General features: G+C 62.7%; 19 protein-coding genes and 1 tRNA gene. 11 read left to right on the top strand and 9 right to left on the bottom strand.

The genetic code is table 11. From position 1 onward, the window contains the following. Positions 1 to 7 precede the first annotated feature (7 nt). Positions 8 to 973 (top strand): NAD-dependent epimerase/dehydratase family protein, encoded by a 966-nt coding sequence (locus tag HWE17_RS23400; RefSeq protein WP_176390419.1) that lies wholly within the window; start codon positions 8 to 10, stop codon positions 971 to 973. A 46-nt stretch (positions 974 to 1,019) separates the two neighbouring features. Beyond that, entirely contained in the window at positions 1,020 to 2,432 is a 1,413-nt protein-coding gene (locus HWE17_RS23395; protein WP_176390418.1) for an L-serine ammonia-lyase, read from the top strand. Positions 2,433 to 2,549: 117 nt separating this feature from the next. Here the strand turns inward: HWE17_RS23395 and HWE17_RS23390 are convergent, their stop codons facing one another. Together HWE17_RS23390 and HWE17_RS23385 are read right to left on the bottom strand one after the other, a co-directional pair. Then, entirely contained in the window at positions 2,550 to 3,290 is a 741-nt protein-coding gene (locus HWE17_RS23390; RefSeq protein ID WP_035818518.1) for an AAA family ATPase, read from the bottom strand. Between the two features lie 94 nt (positions 3,291 to 3,384). Beyond that, positions 3,385 to 4,854 (bottom strand): hypothetical protein, encoded by a 1,470-nt coding sequence (locus HWE17_RS23385; protein ID WP_176390417.1) that lies wholly within the window; start codon positions 4,852 to 4,854, stop codon positions 3,385 to 3,387. Between the two features lie 237 nt (positions 4,855 to 5,091). Here HWE17_RS23385 and thrC point away from each other — a divergent pair, with 237 nt between their 5' ends. Genes thrC through moaD form a run of 3 tightly spaced genes read left to right on the top strand, consistent with a single transcriptional unit; the run spans position 5,092 to position 8,076 of the window. Then, the gene (gene thrC, locus HWE17_RS23380; protein ID WP_176390416.1) at positions 5,092 to 6,573 is read left to right on the top strand and encodes a threonine synthase; all 1,482 of its coding nucleotides are present in this window, start codon (positions 5,092 to 5,094) and stop codon (positions 6,571 to 6,573) included. Next, positions 6,573 to 7,799 carry a gephyrin-like molybdotransferase Glp gene (gene glp, locus HWE17_RS23375; RefSeq protein ID WP_176390415.1) on the top strand — a complete coding sequence of 409 codons (1,227 nt, stop codon included), beginning with the start codon at positions 6,573 to 6,575 and terminating at the stop codon, positions 7,797 to 7,799. The genes thrC and glp overlap by 1 nt, the downstream gene beginning before the upstream one ends. Before the next feature lie 10 nt (positions 7,800 to 7,809). Further along, positions 7,810 to 8,076, top strand: a complete 267-nt coding sequence (moaD, locus tag HWE17_RS23370) for a molybdopterin converting factor subunit 1 (RefSeq protein ID WP_176390414.1) — start codon at positions 7,810 to 7,812, stop codon at positions 8,074 to 8,076. Positions 8,077 to 8,122: 46 nt separating this feature from the next. On the opposite strand, the gene HWE17_RS23365 is transcribed toward moaD, so the two are convergent. Further along, positions 8,123 to 8,356 (bottom strand): hypothetical protein, encoded by a 234-nt coding sequence (locus HWE17_RS23365; protein ID WP_035818526.1) that lies wholly within the window; start codon positions 8,354 to 8,356, stop codon positions 8,123 to 8,125. A 155-nt stretch (positions 8,357 to 8,511) separates the two neighbouring features. On the opposite strand from HWE17_RS23365, the gene HWE17_RS23360 reads away from it, so the two are divergent. From HWE17_RS23360 to HWE17_RS23350, 3 genes are all read left to right on the top strand, one after another. Beyond that, complete coding sequence (locus HWE17_RS23360; RefSeq protein WP_176390413.1) at positions 8,512 to 9,756, top strand: TIGR03862 family flavoprotein; 1,245 nt, start codon at positions 8,512 to 8,514, stop codon at positions 9,754 to 9,756. 148 nt (positions 9,757 to 9,904) lie between these two features. Then, on the top strand, positions 9,905 to 10,243 hold the full coding sequence (locus tag HWE17_RS23355) for a PadR family transcriptional regulator (RefSeq protein WP_051958472.1): 339 nt from the start codon (positions 9,905 to 9,907) through the stop codon (positions 10,241 to 10,243). Further along, complete coding sequence (locus HWE17_RS23350; RefSeq protein ID WP_176390412.1) at positions 10,240 to 10,773, top strand: DUF2812 domain-containing protein; 534 nt, start codon at positions 10,240 to 10,242, stop codon at positions 10,771 to 10,773. The genes HWE17_RS23355 and HWE17_RS23350 overlap by 4 nt, the downstream gene beginning before the upstream one ends. Before the next feature lie 22 nt (positions 10,774 to 10,795). On the opposite strand, the gene HWE17_RS23345 is transcribed toward HWE17_RS23350, so the two are convergent. From HWE17_RS23345 to hpnC, 6 genes are all read right to left on the bottom strand, one after another. Then, positions 10,796 to 11,602: a head GIN domain-containing protein gene (locus HWE17_RS23345; protein WP_176390411.1), complete on the bottom strand. Its 807-nt coding sequence runs from the start codon at positions 11,600 to 11,602 to the stop codon at positions 10,796 to 10,798. A gap of 10 nt (positions 11,603 to 11,612) precedes the next feature. Beyond that, positions 11,613 to 12,410 (bottom strand): DUF1700 domain-containing protein, encoded by a 798-nt coding sequence (locus HWE17_RS23340; RefSeq protein WP_255206367.1) that lies wholly within the window; start codon positions 12,408 to 12,410, stop codon positions 11,613 to 11,615. 28 nt (positions 12,411 to 12,438) lie between these two features. Beyond that, positions 12,439 to 12,594 carry a hypothetical protein gene (locus HWE17_RS23335; protein ID WP_176390410.1) on the bottom strand — a complete coding sequence of 52 codons (156 nt, stop codon included), beginning with the start codon at positions 12,592 to 12,594 and terminating at the stop codon, positions 12,439 to 12,441. A gap of 124 nt (positions 12,595 to 12,718) precedes the next feature. Further along, positions 12,719 to 14,077 carry a hydroxysqualene dehydroxylase HpnE gene (hpnE, locus tag HWE17_RS23330; protein WP_369681769.1) on the bottom strand — a complete coding sequence of 453 codons (1,359 nt, stop codon included), beginning with the start codon at positions 14,075 to 14,077 and terminating at the stop codon, positions 12,719 to 12,721. 7 nt (positions 14,078 to 14,084) lie between these two features. Then, the gene (hpnD, locus tag HWE17_RS23325; protein WP_176390427.1) at positions 14,085 to 14,918 is read right to left on the bottom strand and encodes a presqualene diphosphate synthase HpnD; all 834 of its coding nucleotides are present in this window, start codon (positions 14,916 to 14,918) and stop codon (positions 14,085 to 14,087) included. A gap of 46 nt (positions 14,919 to 14,964) precedes the next feature. Continuing rightward, positions 14,965 to 15,846 (bottom strand): squalene synthase HpnC, encoded by an 882-nt coding sequence (gene hpnC, locus HWE17_RS23320; protein WP_176390408.1) that lies wholly within the window; start codon positions 15,844 to 15,846, stop codon positions 14,965 to 14,967. 289 nt (positions 15,847 to 16,135) lie between these two features. On the opposite strand from hpnC, the gene HWE17_RS23315 reads away from it, so the two are divergent. The 3 genes from HWE17_RS23315 to HWE17_RS23305 all read left to right on the top strand — a co-directional run bounded on the left by HWE17_RS23315 (position 16,136) and on the right by HWE17_RS23305 (position 20,649). Next, positions 16,136 to 17,287 (top strand): efflux RND transporter periplasmic adaptor subunit, encoded by a 1,152-nt coding sequence (locus HWE17_RS23315; RefSeq protein ID WP_176390407.1) that lies wholly within the window; start codon positions 16,136 to 16,138, stop codon positions 17,285 to 17,287. Further along, positions 17,284 to 20,382, top strand: a complete 3,099-nt coding sequence (locus HWE17_RS23310; RefSeq protein ID WP_176390406.1) for an efflux RND transporter permease subunit — start codon at positions 17,284 to 17,286, stop codon at positions 20,380 to 20,382. The genes HWE17_RS23315 and HWE17_RS23310 overlap by 4 nt, the downstream gene beginning before the upstream one ends. A gap of 184 nt (positions 20,383 to 20,566) precedes the next feature. Next, positions 20,567 to 20,649: transfer RNA gene (locus HWE17_RS23305), tRNA-Leu, on the top strand. Positions 20,650 to 20,749: the final 100 nt, after the last annotated feature.

Here is a 20,749-nt window from a genome sequence, read left to right as displayed (position 1 = left end):
AAATAGCATGGAACGCATCTTAGTCATAGGCGCAAACGGCCAAATCGGTAGTGAGTTGGTGGGCGCCCTGGCGCAGCAGCACGGCGCGGACAACGTCATCGCCAGCGACATCGGCACGAATAATCTGTACCAGGCCAAGCGCTACGCGCAATTGAATGTGCTGGACAAGGACGGCCTGGCGAAGATCATCGCCGACGAGAACATCACCCAGGTGTACCAGCTGGCGGCCATGCTGTCGGCCACGGGCGAGGCGGCGCCGCTGAAGGCGTGGAGCCTGAACATGGATGGCTTGCTCAATATCCTGGAACTGGCGCGCGAACGGGGCGAAGCGGGCAAGCCGCTGCGCATCTTCTGGCCATCGTCGATTGCCGCCTTCGGCCCGAACACGCCGCAAGTAAACACCCCGCAAATGACGGTGATGGACCCGACCTCGATGTACGGCATCAGCAAGCTGGCCGGCGAGCGCCTGTGCGAGTATTACTTCAACAAGTATGGCGTGGACGTGCGCAGCATCCGCTACCCGGGCATCATCAGCTACAAATCGCCTCCGGGCGGCGGCACCACCGATTACGCCATCGCCATCTTCCACGCGGCCTTGCGCGGCGAGCGCTATGACTGCTTCCTCGACGCGAACACCACCTTGCCGATGATTTACATGCCCGACGCCATCCGCGCCACCATCGAACTGATGGACGCGCCAGCGGCATCGATCAAGATCCGCTCCTCGTACAACGTGGCCGGCGTGTCGTTCAACCCCGAGCAGCTGGCCAAGGCCATCGTGCGCATGCTGCCGGACTTCAAGATCAGCTACAAGCCGGACAGCCGCCAGGCCATCGCCGACAGCTGGCCGCAAAGCCTGGACGACAGCAAGGCCAGCGCCGACTGGGGCTGGAAGGCGCAGATCGGCGTCGAGCAGATGGTCACCGACATGCTGGCCAATGTCGACGTCGGGCATGCCGCCAAGGCAGCCTGAGTTTTGCAGCAGTACTAAAAAAACATACTAAATAAAGAGACACTACATGGACATGAGCGTATTTGACCTTTTTAAAATCGGCATCGGGCCGTCGAGTTCCCATACTGTGGGGCCGATGGTGGCGGCGCGGCGTTTTCTGGTCGAATACGGTCCGCTGAACCAGGTGGTGGGCGTTGAGGCGGCCTTGTATGGCTCGCTGGCGCTGACGGGCGTGGGCCATGCCACGGACAAGGCCGTGATTCTTGGCCTAATGGGCGAAACGCCGCAGGACGTGGCGCCCGATGAAGTTGACAGCAAGCTGGCCGCCATCGAGGCGGCCGGCGAAATCGCCTTGCTGGGCACGCACGTGGTGCCATTCACGGCCGCCACGGGCCTGGTCTGGCACAAGAGCGTATCCTTGCCAGAGCACCCGAACGGCATGCGCTTTACCCTGAAACTGGCGGACGGCAGCCGTGCCGACAAGGTGTATTACTCGATCGGCGGCGGTTTTATCCGTGAGGCCGAGGAAGTTCAAACTGCGGCGCAGGCCGAAGCGGCCGTGGAGTCGGCCGCCAGCGCGCGGGTCGTCTTCCCCTTCGACACCATGGAGCAGTTGCTGGCGCACGGCGTGGAAAGCGGTTTGTCGATCCCTGAAATGCTGCGCGCGAACGAGTGCGTCAAGCGCAGCGAAACGGAACTCAATGAAGGCCTGGATCGCATCTGGCACGTCATGCGCGACTGCATCGCGCACGGCCTGGAAACGACGGGCAACCTGCCGGGTGGCTTGAACGTGAAGCGCCGCGCCGCCAAATTGTGGCGATTGGCGCAGGAGGCGAAGGCATCCGACAACCGCGCCAACGACTTGCCGCACGACGCCGTGCACCTGGTCAGCCTGTACGCGATGGCCGTCAACGAGGAAAACGCGGCCGGCGGGCGCGTCGTCACGGCCCCGACCAACGGCGCCGCTGGCATCATCCCGGCCGTGCTGCGCTACTACGCGCAGGATTGCCGCCCCAGCGACCCGGTGGGCGGCGTGCGCCGCTTCATGCTGACGGCGGCTGCCATCGGCATGCTTTGCAAGCGCAATGCCTCGATCTCGGGCGCCGAAGTGGGTTGCCAGGGCGAAGTGGGCGTGGCCTGCGCCATGGCGGCGGCCGGCCTGGTGGCGGCCCTGGGCGGCACGAATGAACAGATCGAAAACGCGGCCGAAATCGGCATCGAGCACCACCTGGGCATGACCTGCGACCCGATCGGCGGCCTGGTGCAGATCCCGTGCATCGAGCGCAATGGCATGGGCGCCGTGAAAGCGATTACGGCCGCCTCGCTGGCGCTGAAGGGCGACGGCACCCACTTCGTCAGCCTCGACGAAGTCATCGAAACCATGCGCCAGACGGGCGCGGACATGCAGGACAAGTACAAGGAAACGTCGTTGGGTGGGCTGGCAGTCCACGTTATTACGGTCAATCACGCGGCTTGCTGATGGCGGTATTGTCGGCTTACGCCCTGCGGGCTAAGCCGACCTACAACTGCAGCGGATCCGGTATGGCGTAGGTCGGCTTAGCGCAACGCGCGTAAGCCGACAACACCATCCAATAACTCACTCCTCCTCAAACAACTGCTCCAGCCTTCGTGGATAGTTATTCAAAAAATCGCGCGTCACGGCGAAGTGTTCCGTGTCTTCATACGCCACTTCGTGGATGCCGCCGCCTGTAAACATCAGGATTTTCGCGTTCGGGTAGGCCAGTAAAATCGGCGAGTGGGTGGCGATGATCAGCTGCGAGTCGTCCTGCACCAGCTGGTGGATGACGGACAATGCCGCCATCTGGCGGCTCGGTGACAGGGCCGCCTCCGGCTCGTCCAGCAGGTACAGGCCCTTGCCACGCAGCTTGTTGATCAGGGTCGCCATGAACGCTTCGCCGTGCGATTGCGCGTGCAGCGACTTGCCGCCATAGCTGGCCAGGTATTCGGGCATGTCGTCCATATAGGTGGCGACGTTGAAAAAGCTTTCGGCGCGCAGGAAATAGCTGTCCTCGGGCTTCTTGTAGCTCTTGCTCAGGCGCAGATGCGCGTGCAAGCCCGATTCCTCGTCCGAGGGCAGGGCGATGCGTACGTTGCGCGTGCCGCCATCCTTGCCGAAACCCAGCGCTACGGCCAGCGCTTCGAGCATGGTCGACTTGCCGCTGCCATTCTCGCCCACGAAAAACGTCACATCGCGGTGGAAGTCCATGTGCACGAAGTCGCGGATGGCGGGAATGGTGAACGGATAGTGCTCCAGGTCGACGACGGCGTCGGGGCGCAGCGCGGCGCTTTGCAAATACGGTTTTTTACTCAGCGACATGGCCGATTCCATGAATGACCCGCAGGCGGGCCGACAAGCACCAGTGTGGCGCAAATCCGGCGCACGCGCCAGCACGGGCGCCGGATTTTTTGACTTAAGGCTCGCGCATGCAATCGCCGAAGTACTCGTGGTAGAAGGCGGTGGGGCGATTTCTCTTGTCGAGCAGGCCGAAATGACGGCCGACCTGGCGTCCGACTGTCATCAGGGTGTTGGCCGCACTTTTCGTTCCGGCATAGCCTTTTTGTAGCAGCCAGGCGGTGCGCACCGGAACCGACATATCCGCCGTACGTCCGGCCAGCAAAGCGTCGACCAGGCACACTTGATCGCGGGTATCGGTTTCCAGATAAGCGTCGGGGCTTCCTTGTGCGGCATACAGGCCTTCCTTGCCGCCAGCCAGGATCAGATCGAGTTCCAGCGGATTGCGGCCAAACAGATCGAATTCATTTTTCCCGAATGGGAAGCAATAGCTCTTGGCTGTCTGCTCCGTACTGCCTTGCGTGGCCATATGCCACCAAACAAAGCTGGAAGCACTGACTTTCTCGCCATTCTTCAATTCGTGGCTATGGGCGACCAGGTGCGGCAAAGTCATCGTGAAGGAACAGCCGCTCGGCACCCAAGCCCTGTCCCTGGATTTTGATCCTTTCGCGTTGGTCTTTTGATTGATGGTTGCCGCCTCTCCAAAACACCGCAAGTCATACCCCAGCATGAACAAACACGCTTCGAAGGCGTGGCAGCGGGAGGCCATGTCGGCGCTGTCCGCCTTGAACCAGTCGCACTGTTCCAGCACGGCGCGCAGGATCCAGCCCAGCTTGACCTGCCATTGCGCCCAGTCCTGGCACGATACGGCCTTGCGGAAGAATTGCGGTGCGCCGGCAAAGCCGCCATCGATTCCCTTGGGATTGCGGATTTGCTTGCCGCGCGCGGCGCCCGAGGGGAATGCCAGCCAGTGCTTCTTTGCCAGATTGCTGCCTGCCTGGCTGCGGTACTGCGCATACAGCATGGCCATGGCCGCGCCCACGCGGCTGTCGTAGATGGGCGAGCCGCTGTCGTCAAACAGGGCGTGGATCTTGGTCAGGCCCGCGTCGAAGCGCTCCACGGTATCCGTATCGAGGGCGTCCAGCGAGGTGTCCGAGTCGAGCGCCATCAAGGGCGCCAGGCGCGTGAAGTAGGCGACCAGGCGGCCTTGCGCGTGCAGACGCTTGAGGAAGACGATGGCGCCGCGCACGCCGCCCCATTCGAGGATGGCCAGGCAGGCGGCCAGCGTCTGGTCTTCATCGCGCCGCGCGATGGCGTCCTTCAGCCAGCCGCGCAGCTGGCCCAGCGAGGCGCGCGTCTCATGCCAGTTGCGCGAGACGACCGCCTTGCCTTGCGCGTCGGTCCAGCGCGTGCTCCACACATAGTGGCCCAGCACCGCTTCCAGGCCCGTCGCCTGCACGTCCAGGCCGCCCGGCACGAAGCGGCTGCGCGCCATCTTCAGGTGAAAGGACCTGGCTGGCAGTTCGGCCGCCAGCCAGTCGATAAAACCGCGTACATCGTCCTGCTTGAGAAAATCGTCTCGTTTCATGTGGCTTGGCTGTGGCATGGTCGTCGTGGGCTGGCTGGGGTGCCCGCGTAGTCAGGAAAGCGGCCATGATACAGTTGCCATGCGACAAGGTGTGTCGTTTGACAACAGACGCTGCCCGCGCGGGGCTGGCGTCGCCTGGGCAAACGCGACGGATTCGCCTTGGGCGGCGGCTGGCACTATAATATCCGCTGCCATTCATGATCAACCGCACTCAGCTCAACTGGACTCTTCAAATTTATGCATTACGTGTCTACCCGCGCTGATAAAGCGCCATCGAATCTGCAGCAATTCTCCGACATCCTCCTGGGCGGCCTGGCCCCCGATGGCGGACTGTATCTCCCTGAACACTACCCGCAAGTCACTGGTGCCGAGCTCAACGCCTGGCGCACATTGTCGTATGCCGACCTGGCCTACGAAATCCTGAAGAAGTTCGCCACCGATATCCCGGCCGCGGACCTGAAGGCACTGACGGCGAAAACCTATACCAAGGCAGTCTACAAGAACGCCCGCGCCGGCGAAAACGCGGCCGACATCACGCCGCTGCGCGTGCTCGAAGAAAACGTCGTCAAGGGCGGATCGACCACCCTGATGCTGCAGGCGTTGTCGAACGGCCCGACCCTGGCCTTCAAGGACATGGCCATGCAACTGCTGGGCAATTTGTTTGAATACACCCTGGCCAAGACGGGCGCCGAACTCAATATCTTTGGCGCCACCTCGGGCGACACGGGCAGCGCGGCCGAATACGCGATGCGCGGCAAGAAGGGCATCCGCGTCTTCATGCTGTCGCCGCACAAGAAAATGAGCGCCTTCCAGACGGCGCAGATGTTCAGCCTGCAAGACCCGAACATTGTCAACATCGCCGTCGAAGGCGTGTTCGACGACTGCCAGGATATGGTCAAGGCCGTGTCGAACGACTTGCAGTTCAAGGCGAAACAGAAGATCGGCACCGTCAATTCCATCAACTGGGCGCGTGTCGTGGCGCAAGTCGTGTACTACTTCCGCGGCTACCTGGCGGCCACCACCAGCAATGAGCAGAAAGTGTCGTTCACGGTGCCGTCGGGCAACTTCGGCAATATCTGCGCCGGCCATATCGCCCGCATGATGGGCCTGCCCATCTCGAAACTGGTGGCCGCGACGAATGAAAACGACGTGCTCGACGAATTTTTCCGCACAGGCGTCTACCGCGTGCGCAAATCGGCCGAAACGTATCACACGAGCAGCCCGTCGATGGATATCTCGAAAGCGTCGAACTTCGAGCGCTTCGTCTACGACCTCGTGGGCCGCGACAGCGACCGCGTGCGCGCCCTGTTCACGAAAGTGGAAACGCATGGCGGCTTCGACTTGTCCGGTAAACCTGGCAGCGATGGCGACGAGTTCAAGCTGGTGGCCAAATACGGCTTCAAGTCGGGCAAGTCCACGCACCAGGACCGCCTCGACACCATCCGCGACGTGGCCGACGACTACGGCATCACCATCGACACGCACACGGCCGACGGCATCAAGGTGGCGCGCGAGCACCTGGAACCGAATGTGCCGATGATCGTGCTGGAAACGGCGCTGGCGGCCAAGTTCAACGAAACCATCCTCGAGGCGCTGGGCGTGGACGCGGAACGGCCAAAGGGCTTCGAGAACATCGAGGACTTGCCGCAAAAGTTCGTCGTGATGGATGCGGACGTGGAAAAAATGAAGGCGTATATCGCCGCCAATACGGGCTTGTGATGACAGACGCCAGCACTGTACGCAAACCGATGCTGTCGGTGGCCGAGGCGCAAGCCTTCATGCTGGGCGCGGCGCGCCCGGTGGCCGAGGTGGAACTGGTCGACACCATGCGCGCCAACGGCCGCGTGCTGGCGGCCGCGCAGACGTCGACCCTGAACGTGCCCGAGCGCGACAACACGCAGATGGATGGCTATGCCGTGCGCGCACAGGATTGCGCCAGCGGCGCGGCCAGCTTGCCCGTGTCGCAGCGCATCGCGGCAGGCCACGTGGGCCAGCCCTTGCAGCCGGGTACGGCGGCGCGCATCTTCACGGGTGCGCTGATCCCGGACGGCGCCGATTGCGTCGTCATGCAGGAGCAGTGCACTGTGCTTGACGGCGTGGTGACGGTCAATCACGTGCCGCACGCGGGCGAATGGGTGCGCCGCCAGGGCGAGGATATCCGCGCCGGCGGCGAAATCCTTGGCGCGGGCCGGCGCCTGCGCAGCCAGGAAATGGGCCTGGCCGCCTCGGTGGGCCTGGCGCAAGTGCCCGTGCTGCGCAAGCTGCGCGTGGCCGTGTTTTTCACGGGCGACGAGCTGGCCATGCCGGGCGAACCCCTGGCGCCGGGCGCCGTCTACAACTCGAACCGCTTTACCTTGCGCGGCCTGCTGGAAAACCTCGGCTGCGAGATCACGGACCTGGGCATCGTGCCCGACAGCCTGGAAGCGACAAAAGCCGTGCTGCGCCAGGCGGCCCAGGGCAATGATCTGATCATCACTTCGGGTGGCGTGTCCGTCGGCGAGGAAGACCATATCAAGCCGGCCGTGGAGGCGGAAGGGCGCCTGAACATGTGGCAGATCGCCGTCAAGCCGGGCAAACCGCTGGCGTTTGGCGAAGTGCGGGACGCGTTCTTTGTCGGCTTGCCCGGCAATCCCGTCTCGAGCTTTGTCACGTTTTTGCTGTTCGTGCGCCCGTTCATCCTGCGCCTGCAAGGCGTGGCGGGGAGCCTGGCGCCGCGCAGCTACAAGCTGCCGGCCGCGTTCGAGCGCCTGAAGGCGGACAAGCGCAACGAGTTCTTGCGCGCCAAGGTCAATGACGAGGGCGAGCTGGAACTGTTCGCCAACCAGAGTTCGGGCGTGCTGACCTCCACCGTGTGGGGCGATGGCTTGATCGATTGTCCGCCGGGGCTGTCGATTGCGCGCGGCGACATGCTGCGTTTTATCCCGTTTAACGAATTGCTGTACTGAGGAAGTATCGATGAAGATCAATCTGCGATTTTTTGCCAGCGTGCGCGAGCTGGTGGGCACGGGCCAGGAAGTGCTGGAAGTGGACGCGGGGGGCGTGTCACAGCTGACGGTGGGCGAGGTGAGAACCCTGCTGATCGCCCGCGGCGGCAACTGGGAATACGCGCTGGCGCAGGGCCGCGCCCTGCGCATGGCCCACAATCAGGTGATGTGCGATGCCGATACCGTGATCGGCGAAGGCGACGAGGTGGCGTTCTTCCCGCCCGTGACGGGCGGTTGATCCCGCTTGCCAGTGAGACGGCCACTTCATCGAAGTGGCCGTTTTTTCATGACGACTTGGCTTTTGGTTTATCACCGCTGCACGTGGCGCAAGCAACGGCTTTCTTGTAGCGCCAGTATTTCGAGCCGATGAAGATGGCCGACGCCACCAGCGACCAGGCCAGCGCGCTGAGGATGTCGGCCTGGCTGGTGGTGCCCTTGCTGTACTCGACCACCGTCAGGATGATGAATAAGATCGAACTGGCCAGCAAATAGCGGGAAATCCAGAATCCTGCGCCCATGTGTTTCTCCTCTTGTCGTCTCGTTGTCTCGTGAAGTCCCGCCGCTGATCGCTGCGGCATCTCCGCGCAGTATGCATCATTTTTCGGCATTCTTGCCATCCCCGCGCCTTATCTCGACTAAAATGCCGGGGTTTTCACCGTCTTTCCAGTTTCCCATGACCCATTCCAGTCCCCCTCCGTTTCACATCGCCGTCATCGGCGGCGGCCCCGCCGGCCTGATGGCCGCCCAGGAAGCGTCCAGCCAGGGCGCCAGGGTGGAACTGTTTGACGCCATGCCGTCCGTCGGCCGAAAATTCCTGCTGGCGGGGAGGGGCGGCATGAATATCACCCATGCGGAAGACTACTGTTCCTTCATCTCGCGCTACGGCAGGCCGGCACGCTGGATCAAGCCGGCGCTGGACCAGTTCGGTCCGCAAAAAGTGCGCGACTGGGTACACGGCCTGGGCGTGGAGACCTTCGTCGGTTCCTCGAACCGCGTCTTCCCGACGGATATGAAAGCGGCGCCGCTGCTGCGCGCCTGGCTGCACCGCCTGCGCGAAGCGGGCGTGCAATTTCACATGCGCCACCGCTGGACGGGCTGGCGCGACGGCCAGCTGGTATTCGCCACGCCGGACGGCGAACGCCTGCGCGCCTTCGACGCCGTGATCCTGGCGCTCGGTGGCGGCAGCTGGGCGCGACTCGGTTCCGATGGCGCCTGGGTGCCGCTGCTGCAAGAGCAGGGCGTGGCCGTGACGCCTTTGGTGCCGGCCAATTGCGGCTTCGACGTGGACTGGAGCGAGCATTTCAGCAGCCGTCATGCGGGCGAACCGCTGACGACGGTGGCCATCTCGGCGCGCAACATCCATGACTGCATGATCAAGCGCCAGGGCCAGTTCGTCATCACGGCGGGCGGCGTGGAAGGCAGCCTGATTTATGCCTTATCGGCCGCGCTGCGCGAGCAGATCGCCGCCGAGGGCAGCACTACCATCTGGCTCGACCTGGCGCCCGACCACACGCATGAACGCGTGTTCGAAGAAGTGACGCGCCCGCGCGGTTCGCGCTCCATGTCCAGCCACCTGAATAGCCGTTTGGGCATCAAGGGCGTGAAATCGGGCTTGCTGCGCGAATGCCTGAGCGCGGCCGACTTTGCCGATGAAGCCAGGCTGGCGGACGCCATCAAGCTGCTGCCCGTGACACTCGTACGCCCGCGTCCCATCGATGAAGCCATCAGCAGCGCCGGCGGCGTGGAATTCGACGGCATCGACGGCAGCATGCTGCGCGCCATGCCGGGCGTCTTCCTGGCGGGGGAAATGCTGGACTGGGAAGCGCCGACGGGCGGCTACCTGCTGACGGCCTGCCTGGCGCAAGGCAAGGCGGCTGGCGAGCAGGCGGTCAGCTGGCTTGAGGCGCGGTCCGCCTGATCCCATCACCGTGCGCCCGCGCGCTGCCGTGGGCGCATGCGCTGTCCTCTCTCCCGATAATTTTGTTGACAATAAACAATGCCCTGCGCTAGTATCGTGTCTCGCTATATCGACTGCCGGTATAGCGAAACACGATATGGAGGGCAGCATGGACGCTATCAACTTTTCGCACTACCTGCCGCTTTCCGAGGCCACGTTTTATGTGCTCGCTTGCCTGCATGAACCCCTGCATGGCTATGCCATCATGCAAAAGGTGGACATGCTCAGCGAAGGCAGTGTCAGCATTGGTCCCGGCACCTTGTATGGTGCTTTTGCTACCTTGGAAAAGCAGGGCTTGATCGTCAAGCTCAGGGAAGAGGAGCGGCGCAAGATTTATGGCATGACAGAACTGGGGCGTGCAGTGCTGAGCGAGCAGGTGCGGCGCCTGGACATCATGGCAGCCACAGGGAAAAGAACATTGTCACTTCTACAGGGGAATGCGGCATGAGCAAGCAACTGGTCAAGAAATTCAAATGGTGGTGGGTGTGGCAAGACGGGATGCATGAGCGCTGGCTGCAAGAGCAGGCGCGCCAGGGATTGCACTTGCATGCCAGCGATCCGCTCGGCATTCGCATGACGTTCGAGCGCGGCGCACCGGCGGACATGGCATATCGCTGGGACTTTCCGGGCGTAAAGGCGGATCCTGTCTATACGCAATTATTTGTCGATGGAGGCTGGGAACGCGTGGTGGATGTGGGGGGATGGCGTTGCTGGCGCAAACCTGTGGTGGATGGAAAAATTCCCGAAATTTTCACCGATGTACCATCGAAGGTGCGGAAATACCAGCGCAGCCTGGTCCTCTTGCTGGTAAGCGGATTGCCATTCTTTCTGGTGGTCGTTGCGCCAGCATCACGCCATGTCTTGTTGGCGGAGCCCCGGGCGAACGCGGTCACTGGTGCTGGCCTGCTGATGCTCGCCTACGCCATTGTCAAACTCGTGCAGCGTATGCGACAGTTGCGCCAGGGCAGGGCGCAGTAGCAGGCCATTGTGTGGCGGCCGGTTAATGCCAGGTAATCTCGCCTGAGCCACTCTTTTGCGTCTCGCGCTGGCGCGGGTTGCCGTGGACGTGGATGTCGCCGCTGCCGCGCAAGGTCAGGTTGCTGGCGTCGCGCACGAAGACGGTGCTCGTGCCGGAGCCTTGCAGGCTGACGCTGGCCTTGTCGGCCGCCAGGTGCTCGGCATCGATGTCGCCTGAGCCGCTCAGGTCGGCGCGCAGGAATTTCGTGTTGCCGCTGGCGGCGATGCGCCCGGAGCCCACCATTTCCAGCACCACGCTGTCGCTGTTGCCCGCATTGATGTCGAGGTCGCCACTGCCGTTGACGGTGGCGGCAACCTGCTTGTAGCGTCCAGTAAAGCTGACGTCGCCCGAACCCGTCAATTCCAGGATAAAACTGTCTCCCGAAAACCCCGTGATCTTGCTGTCGCCATTGCCGTGCACTTCCACGCGCACGAGGGCCGGCAGCACCAGTTCCACCTGCAAAGGCTGGCGATGGTGGAACAGCATGCCTTTCGGGCCGATATGCAGGGTGGTGCCATCCTGTGTCGTGTCGACGTTCGACAGCAAGCGCTGCTCGCCGCTCACCTTCAACGAGGGCGTGGCGCCGCGGCGCAGCACCAGGTCGATGGGGCCGGCCAGGTCGATGCTGGTGATATTGGCGGCAACCGGGCGCGTTTCGCTGCGCACGGCACGGCCGGCGGCGCTGCTGGGATTGCTGATTCCCTTGGCGCGCAGCGCCGCGTATGACATGGCGATCAGGACCATGGCCAGCAAGAGCATGGACAGGCCAACTTTGAGCAAGCGTTTCATGGCAGCCTTTCTAGTGACCTTTGAGCAGGGAGACATTCATGGCGACATAGCGCTTGATGCCGATCAAGGTATAGCGCGTGACAACCAGACTGAGCAGGAAGATGGCGATGCCGCCGAGTAGCATGCCCACGCCGAAGACGGTTTGCGTGGTGCGCGCATCGCGGTCCATGTCGGTGGAGATGCGGATGCCGCCGCCGGCCAACGCTTCAGCCCGCTCCATCACGCGCGACGAGGCGCCCGGCGTCTTGGCTTCGGACTCGGTCGGTTCAGGCTGCAAGGGACCGGGCAGGTGATCGACTTCGATGCCCTTGTCGCCGATGGTGATGCGCGTTTCGCGCCGTTCGCCGCCTTCGCCGCCGTCATCGTCATGGATGAAGACGTGGCGCAGCGGACCATCGAGCACCAGTTCGTTGGCGCCGGACAAGCCGCTGGCCGTGATGGCGATGCCGGCCAGGTAAAAGCTCAGGCTGACGGCGTACAGGGTGGCCAGCAGGGCCGCGTAGACGGCGGCAGGCACGACCATGAACAGGTTGAAGATGGCCAGGCCCACGAGCGAGACGAGCAGGCGCAGCAGGTTGACGGGGGTTTTCTTTTGCTCGAAGGCCTGGCGGTGCGTGCTGCTGCGCAAGGTGAGGGCGATTTTTTTCGGGTCGCCCAGGTCTTCGGCGATTTCGTGCTCGCTGCGGCCGGCCGCAGCGCCTTCGATGAAGGTCTGTTCGTAATAGTCGAGGGTCTTGGCCACCAGATCCGGTGGCAAGCCTGCCAGCGCGCGCCGCAGTGCGTCGAGATAATCTTGCTTGTTCATCATATTCTTCCTGTCATTCCGCTTCGCCGCTTCAGCCCACGGTCGGCAGCAGCATGCTTGCCTGGCTCAGCAGCAATGGCGTTTGTGGCGCTTGCTGTACCTGAATGACGATCAAGGTGGCCAGCACCACGCCAGCTAGCAGCGCCAGGGCTTTCAAGCTATTTTTCAAGTGCAAGGTGGTGTGCATGGTATTCCCCGTGGCATGGCCGTTGTCGATGATCAGACTGTACCCAAGCGTACGCGAGCGCACCAGTGCGGTGCGACAGAATGCAATTTCGCGGGGCCGAGCGACACCAGGGGAGGATGCACCGTCAAGGCTGTTTTGCCGCCTTGCCCGAGTTCATCATCCTGGCCGCCGCCACGCCGCTGCGCACGGCCGCCTCGATGGTGGCCGGATAATCCTGCGTCCGGTCTTCATTGGCCGTGTAGTCGCCGGCGAGCAGCAAGCCAGGCATGCCGCTGGCGTTGCCGGGGCGGGCAAGCTCCGGCGTGCAGGCAAAGGTGGCGCGCTTTTCCGTAATCAACTGGGTCCAGGCAGGCTGCGCCAGTTCCGGGCGTTGCAGCACCTGCGCCAGCTGCGCCGCGATGGCGTGCGCCAGCGGTCCGTGGCCTTGCTCGGCGGCATTGCCGGAGGCGCTGATGACGACGGCCAGCAAGCCCGCCTGGCTGGCGTCGAGCTGGCCCCGGTCGAAGACGAACTGGCCCCAGTGCTGCAGCTGCGGCGTATCGACGAGAGCGTAAAACGGCAAGTCCAGGCGCAGCGAGGCATCGTATTGCAGGTAGCAGGTGCTGATGGCTTCCGGCGTGAAGGCTTGCATGCGGTCAATAGCGTCGGCCAGCCGCGGATCCTGCAAGCCTTGCAGCAGGCTGGCCGCTTGCACAGACGAGGTGGCGACGATGACGCCGTCGTAAGTGCCGGTCTCATCGAGTTGCCAGCGGCCATCGGGTAGCGCTTGCAATGCATCGACCTTGGCACCCGTGCGCACTGTACCGCCATGCCGTGCCACATAGCGGGCGGCCGCGTCGGGCAACAGGGTAGAGAGGTCCGCTTTCGGGATCAGCATGTCGGAGGCGCGGCGGCGGCTTGCGCCCAGGCTGTCGCGCAGCACGTTGAGGAAGACGCGGGCCGAAGCGCGCTCGGGCGGGGTATTCAGTGCGGCCAGACACAGCGGGTGCCACATCAGCCGGTTCAAACGGTCCGTCTGGTCGAAGCGCTGCAGCAATTCGCTGACCGTGCAATCGTTGTACAGCTGCCAGCCCATCGTCCGCATGGCGGTGGAAAAGCGCATCAGGGCCAGCTTGTCGGCGCGCACTAATCCCTTGGCGCGCAGCAGGGCCCAGGCCAGGTGCAGCGGCGCGGGCAGGCGTGGCGCGATGAAATCCATGCCGCCCGAGTTCGCCGGATAGCGCATCTGCAGGGGCAGCGTGAGGATCAGCTCGGCAGGGTCTTGCCCCGCCAGCTTGATCAGGCGCAAGGTTTCCGTGTACGCGCCCAGCAAGATGTGCTGGCCGTTGTCGAGCACCGTATTTTCTCTTTCGACGCGGCGCGCGCGCCCGCCCAGGGTGCGCGCCGCCTCGAATACGCTCACCGAATGGCCGGCGCGCGCCAGTTCCATGGCCGCCGCGCAGCCAGCCCAGCCGGCGCCGATGACGGCGTAGCGTTGCTTCACGTTGCTCTTAGCCACGAACCCAGGTCTTCCAGGCCAGCCACAGTTTGCGGATCGGCGTGAGCGAAATGCGCTGTTTCAGCACGTGGTAGCCGTCGCGCTCGACTTCGTTGAGCACGGTGCGGTAGATGGCGGCCATGATCAGGCCCGGGCGCTGGGCGCGGCGGTCCTCGGCTGGCAAGAGCGCGAATGCTTCGTCGTAGGCCTTTTGCGCGCGCGCCACCTGGAAACGCATGAGGTTTTCAAAGTTTTCGCTGTGGCGCGCGTTCAGCAGGTCGGCCGCCGTGACATTGAATTGCTGCAATTCGCTGATCGGCAAATAGATGCGCCCCTTGCGCGCATCCTCGCCCACGTCGCGGATGATGTTGGTCAGCTGGAAGGCATGGCCCAGTTTTTCCGCGTACAGCAGGGTTTCCGGGCGGGTCGCACCGAAGATGCTGGCCGACAAGATGCCCACCACGCTGGCCACATGCCAGCAATAGCGGCTCATGGCCTGGTAGTCGAGGTAGCGGGTCTGGTTCAAGTCCATTTCCATGCCGTCGATGATGGCCTGCAAATGCTTTTCTTCCAGTTGGTACACGGCCAGGTGCGGCTGCAGCGCGCGCATCACGGGATGCGTGGGGTTGCCCTCGTACATGGCCTTGACTTCCTTGCGCCACCAGACCAGCTTGGTGCGTGCCACGGCTTCGTCCGTGCATTCGTCAACCGTGTCATCGACTTCGCGGCAGAACGCGTACAGGGCCGTGATGGCCTTGCGGCGCTCGGCCGGCAGGAACAGGAAGCTGTAGTAGAAGCTGGAGCCGCTCTGGGCGGCCTTTTGTTGGCAGTATTCGTCGGGAGACATAGTCAAAAGAGCAAGGGTTGCAGATCGAAGCCGCTATTCTATCGTCTTACAGAGTGGGCGACGGGGGAAAAGCCGTTTTTACTTGTGTCTCTTGATGCAAGCTTTTGCGCGACATGCGCAGCGCGCGCCAGAAAATGATCAGCCAGTCGCGTTTCTCCAGCTTGGGCCGGCGCCGGAACACGTCGTAATTGACGGCTTCGATGCATTCGAGGATGCGCAAACCCCCTTGCACCACCAGACGCAGCTCCCAGCCGATGCGCCCGCGCAGGCGCAGGGCCAGCGGCGCGCCGGACAGCATCAGGGCGCGCGTGCGGGCCACTTCGAAGCGCATCAGGGCGCTCCACTTGCCGTGCGCCTCGGGCCGCTCGAAGGCGGCGGCGGAGACGGCAAAGCGGGTCAGGTCTTCCATCGGCAGGTAGATGCGCTCTTTTTGCTGGTCGATGGCGACGTCTTGCAGGAAATTAATTAGTTGCAAAGCTGAACATATCGCATCGGAATCGCGTACATTCTGTTCATCGGCCGCGCCATACAGGTGCAGCATCAGCAGCCCCACGGGGTTGGCGGAACGGGCGCAGTAATCGAGCACGTCGTCGTAGCTGGCGTAGCGCGTCGTTTCCACATCCTGCTTGAAGGCCGACAACAGATCGTAAAACGGCTGCAGCGGCAGTTGGTGTTTGCCGATGACGGCGGCCAGGCGTTCGAACATGGCGGCGTTCTCGCCCCCATGTCCTTCGTGGCGGGCGATGCGGCCCAGCGCCGCTTCATAGGCGTGCAGGGCGGCCAGGCGCTCGGCCGGCTTGGCGTCGCCCTCATCGGCCAGGTCGTCGGCGCTGCGGGCGAAGGCATAGATGGCTTCGACGGCGGGCACCAGGCGGCGCGGCAGTAAAAATGATGCAACAGGAAAATTTTCGTAATGGTCTACAGGCATGAACACACTTCTCTAGTCTTGCGTTTGTCCGGCCCTCACAAACGCTGGATTGCGGCCGGGCGTTGTACGTCTCAAGATTAATGACGCATAAGTCACTAAAAACTTTTACGCACGATTATAATTAATAACCAGAAAGTCATTAGGCGAAGAGCAGTCCCCGCCATGACCAAGCTGATATTGTCACAAATTTAAGGATATCGCGTGCGAAAAAGTTTGGCTTGGCCCAAAGGACAAGCAAAAAGTTTCTCCGCATAAAAATATTGCAGCCCGCATAGTAAAGGAAAATACCTTGTTTGCCCTGAAAACCCTGCGCCGCGAGACCGGCGCTTCCGCACTTCCTGCCCTGCGGCTGATTGCCGCCGCCGCTCTGGCGCTGACCCTGGCGGCCTGTTCCAAGCCTGCCGTCAAAGTGGAAGACGTGCGCCCCGTGCGCGCCATCGTGTTGTCTAGCAGCAATGTTGACGTCAGTGCCGAGCTGTCGGGCGAGGTCGTGCCCCGCGTCGTGTCGCAGCTGGGTTTCCGCGTGGGCGGCAAGATCGTCGCGCGCAAGGTCGACGTGGGCGCCAGCGTGAAGAAGGGGCAAGTGCTGATGCAGCTCGATCCCGTCGACTTGCAACTGTCGCAGGCGCAAGCCAAGGCTTCGCTGGTGAGTTCGGAAACGAGCCGCGACCTGGCGCGCGCGGAACTCAAGCGCTACCAGGATTTGCGCGAGAAGAACTTCGTCAGCCAGGCCGTGCTCGACGGCAAGGACGCCACCTACAAGGCGGCGCAGGCAAACGTGGAAGCGGCCCAGGCCCTGTACCGTGGCCAGGCGAACCAGTCCGGCTATGCCAGCTTGCTGGCCGACGTCGATGGCGTCGTCACGCGCATCGAGGCTGAAGTGGGGCAGGTGGTGGCGCCCGGCGCGCCCGTCGTGCAAGTGGCGAAGAGCGGCGAGAAGGAAGTCGTGATCGGCATTCCTGAAGACAAGGTGGAAACCTTGCGCGGCGTCAATGATGTGGTCGTGCGCCTGTGGGCCGATCCGAAGCAGGGCTTGCCGGGCAAGATACGCGAAGTGTCGCCCGTGGCCGATGCCGCCACGCGCACCTACACAGCCAAGGTCAGCATTCCGGACGCGCCGCAAGTGCGTCTGGGCATGACGGCCGTGGTGCAGTTCGCCTCGCAAACGGCCACGCCGCAAATCAAGGTGCCGTTGACGGCCCTGTTCAATGAAAAATCGCAAAGCTCCGTGTGGGTAGTGGAAAACGGCGCCGTGAAGCTCGTGCCCGTGACGGTGGGTGGGGTGGCGGGCAATGAGTTGCTGCTGACCTCGGGCGTGAAAGCGGGTCAGACGGTGGTCACGGCCGGCGTCAACCTGCTCAAGCCGGGCCAGAAAGTCACCATCCTAGGCGCCGAGCTGGCCAGCAAGCCTGCCGTCGTTGCTGCCGAGGCCATCAAATGAAGGGCGGCTTCAATCTGTCGCGCTGGGCGCTCGAACACATCCCGCTGACGCGCTACCTGATGGCCGTGCTGCTGATCGGCGGCATGCTCAGCTACGCCAGCCTGGGCCAGGATGAAGATCCCCCGTTCACCTTCCGCGCCATGGTGCTGCAAGCGTACTGGCCCGGCGCCACGGCCTTGCAGATGGCCGAGCAGGTGACGGACAAGCTGGAAAAGAAACTGCAGGAAACGCCGTACATCGACGAAATCACCAGCTATTCGAAGCCGGGCGAAACCTTGATTTTGCTCGAGCTGCGCGAATCGGCGCCGCCCAAGGAAACGGCGGCCGCCTGGTACCAGGTGCGCAAGAAGATCGGCGACATCCAGGGCACCTTGCCTGCCGGCGTCGTGGGTCCGTTCTTCAATGATGAGTTCGGCGACACGTACGGCTCCATCTTTGCCCTGTCCGGCGACGGTTTTACCTACGCGGAAATGAAAGATTACGCGGACAAGGTACGCCAGGAACTGCTGGCCGTGGGGCTGGTATCGAAGGTGGAACTGTTCGGCGTGCAGGATGAAAAGATCAATATCATCTTTTCGCACAAGAAATTTGCCCAGCTGGGCATTCCTTTCGACGCCATCGTGCAGCAATTGTCGGCGCAAAACAGCATCAACGCCACCGGCGTGCTGGTGACGCCGACGGACAATCTGCAAGTGCGCGTGACGGGCGCCATGGTGACCGTCAAGGACCTGGAAAACCTGGAACTGCGCGCCAACGGCACCACCTTCCGCCTCGGTGATTTTGCCACCGTAAAACGTGAACTCGTCGATCCGCCCAAGGACAAGATGCGTTTCAACGGCAAGGAAGTGATCGGCCTGGGCGTGTCGATGGAAAAGGGCGGCAACATCATCGACATGGGCAGGGCCTTGCAGGCAACGGTCGCGCGCATGAAGAGCGAATTGCCAGTCGGCATAGAACTGCAGCGCGTGTCGAACCAGCCGGAAGCCGTGTCCGCCTCCGTGGGCGAGTTCGTGCATACCCTGATCGAAGCCATCCTGATCGTGCTGGCCGTCAGCTTCGTGGCGCTGGGCTTGCACACCAAGCCGCTGCGCATCGACGTGCGGCCGGGCCTGGTGGTGGCGCTGACCATTCCCCTGGTGCTGGCCGTCACCTTCCTGTTCATGCGCCTGCTCGACATCGACTTGCACAAGATTTCCCTGGGCGCCCTGATCATCGCGCTGGGCTTGCTGGTCGATGACGCCATCATTGCCGTCGAGATGATGGTGCGCAAGATGGAAGAGGGCATGTCGCGTTTCGACGCGGCCACGTTTGCCTACACGTCGACGGCCATGCCCATGCTGACGGGCACCCTGATCACGGTGGCGGGCTTCTTGCCCATCGGCCTGGCCAAGTCGGCCGCTGGCGAATACACGTTCTCCTTGTTCTCCGTCAATGCACTGGCCCTGATCATTTCGTGGGTGGTGGCCGTCGTCTTCACGCCGTATATCGGCTACGTCTTGCTGAAAGTGAAACCGCACGCGCATAACGACCATGAATTGTTCGATACGCCGAACTTCCGCCGCTTCCGCCGCGCCGTCACCTGGTGCGTGGAATGGCGCAAGACCACCATTGCCGCCACCTTGGCCATCTTTGCGCTGGGCATCTATGGTTTCAATTTTATCGAAAAGCAATTCTTCCCCGATTCCAGCCGTCCCGAGCTGATGGTGGAACTGTGGTCGCCCGAAGGCACAACCTTTGCCGCGAATGAAAAGCAGGTCAAGAAGTTCGAAGCGTTTGTGGGTAAGCTCGACGGCGTGGAAAGCGTCACCAGCTATGTCGGCACGGGCAGCCCCCGTTTCTACTTGCCGCTGGACCAGATATTCCCGCAGACCAACGTGTCGCAAGTGGTGGTCCTGCCGAAGAGCCTGGCTGACCGCGAACGCTTGCGCCAGCAAATCGTCGATGTCTTCAAGAAGGATTTCCCGGAAGTGCGGGGCCGCGTCAAGCTGTTGCCGAATGGGCCGCCGGTGCCGTATCCGGTGCAGTTCCGCGTCTTGGGGCCGGAAGTGGCCGGTGTGCGGGCCATCGCCGACCAGGTCAAGGACATCATGCGCGCCAATCCGAACACCCTGGGCGTCAATGACAACTGGAATGAATCGGTGAAAGTGCTGCGCCTGGACCTGGACCAGGACAAGATGCGCGCGCTGGGCGTCACGTCGAAAACGGTGATGCAGGCGGCCAATACGATCCTGTCGGGCACGGTCATCGGCCAGTTCCGCGAGGACAACAAGCTGATCGACATTCAGGTGCGCCAGCCTCTGGAAGAGCGGGCCACGATTTCCGTGTTGAATGACACAAATATCCCGACGGCGACGGGCAAGTCCGTGCCGATCTCGCAGCTGGCCCGCGCGCATTTCGTGTGGGAGCCGGGTGTCGTCTGGCGCGACAAGCGCGCATGGGCCATCACCGTGCAGTCGGACGTGATCGACGGCATCCAGGGCGCCACCGTGTCGACGCAACTGGCGCCGCAGCTGGACGCCTTGCGGGCCAAGTTGCCGTCCGGCTACCGCATCGTGGTGAAAGGCGTGGCGGCCGACAGCGGCGAGGCGGAAGCGTCGATCTCGGCGAACCTGCCGTTGGCCATTTTCATCATCTTCACTTTGCTGATGTTGCAGCTGCACAGTTTCTCGCGTTCCCTGCTGGTCTTCCTGACGGGGCCGCTGGGTGTGGCGGGCGCCGCCTTTGCCTTGCTGGCGCTGGGCCGGCCACTTGGTTTCGTGGCCAACCTGGGCATCATCGCGCTGTTCGGCATGATCATCCGCAACTCGGTGATCCTCGTCGACCAGATCGAGCAAGACATCAAGGACGGCTCGGCCCCGTGGGATGCCATCATCGACTCGGCCGTGCGCCGCTGCCGTCCCATCGTGCTGACGGCCGCCGCCGCGGCGCTGGCCATGATCCCCTTGTCGCGCTCCGTGTTCTGGGGCCCGATGGCCGTCGCCATCATGGGAGGACTGATCCTGGCGACGGCCTTGACTTTATTGTTCCTGCCGGCCCTGTATGCGGCCTGGTTCCGGGTCAGGAAGCCGGAGCCGGTGAGCGCAAAAGAAGGCTAGCAGCCAGCGCTACGGCGCAGGCATAAAAAAGGCGGCATTCCTCTGGGAAATCCAGTAGAATGCCGCCTTTGCTTTACCGAGCGCTTGCTCCGGGCTTGCTCATAAGTCCACGGTAGCCAGATCGCTCCCGAGTTGTTAAAATCAGGGAAGCAGTTTGTAGCAAGTAGCACACGGTAGTACAAATGCGGATGTGGTGGAATTGGTAGACACGCTGGTCTTAGAAGCCAGTGCTTCGGCTTGGGAGTTCGAGTCTCCCCATCCGCACCAATCCGGGTTGTTCCAGCCCGGAGGTGCAGCACCATCAAGTTGTTCTTCAGCCTCCTTGCAGGCGTCTTTCCCGTTTTCCTGTTGTGTTGCCTGTATTTTT

It is taken from the genome of Janthinobacterium sp. BJB401 (genome assembly GCF_013372745.1).
Classification (GTDB): domain Bacteria; phylum Pseudomonadota; class Gammaproteobacteria; order Burkholderiales; family Burkholderiaceae_D; genus Janthinobacterium; species Janthinobacterium rivuli.
The sequence above is the reverse complement of the archived record's forward strand: the minus strand, read 5'-3'. Positions and strand labels throughout refer to the sequence as shown.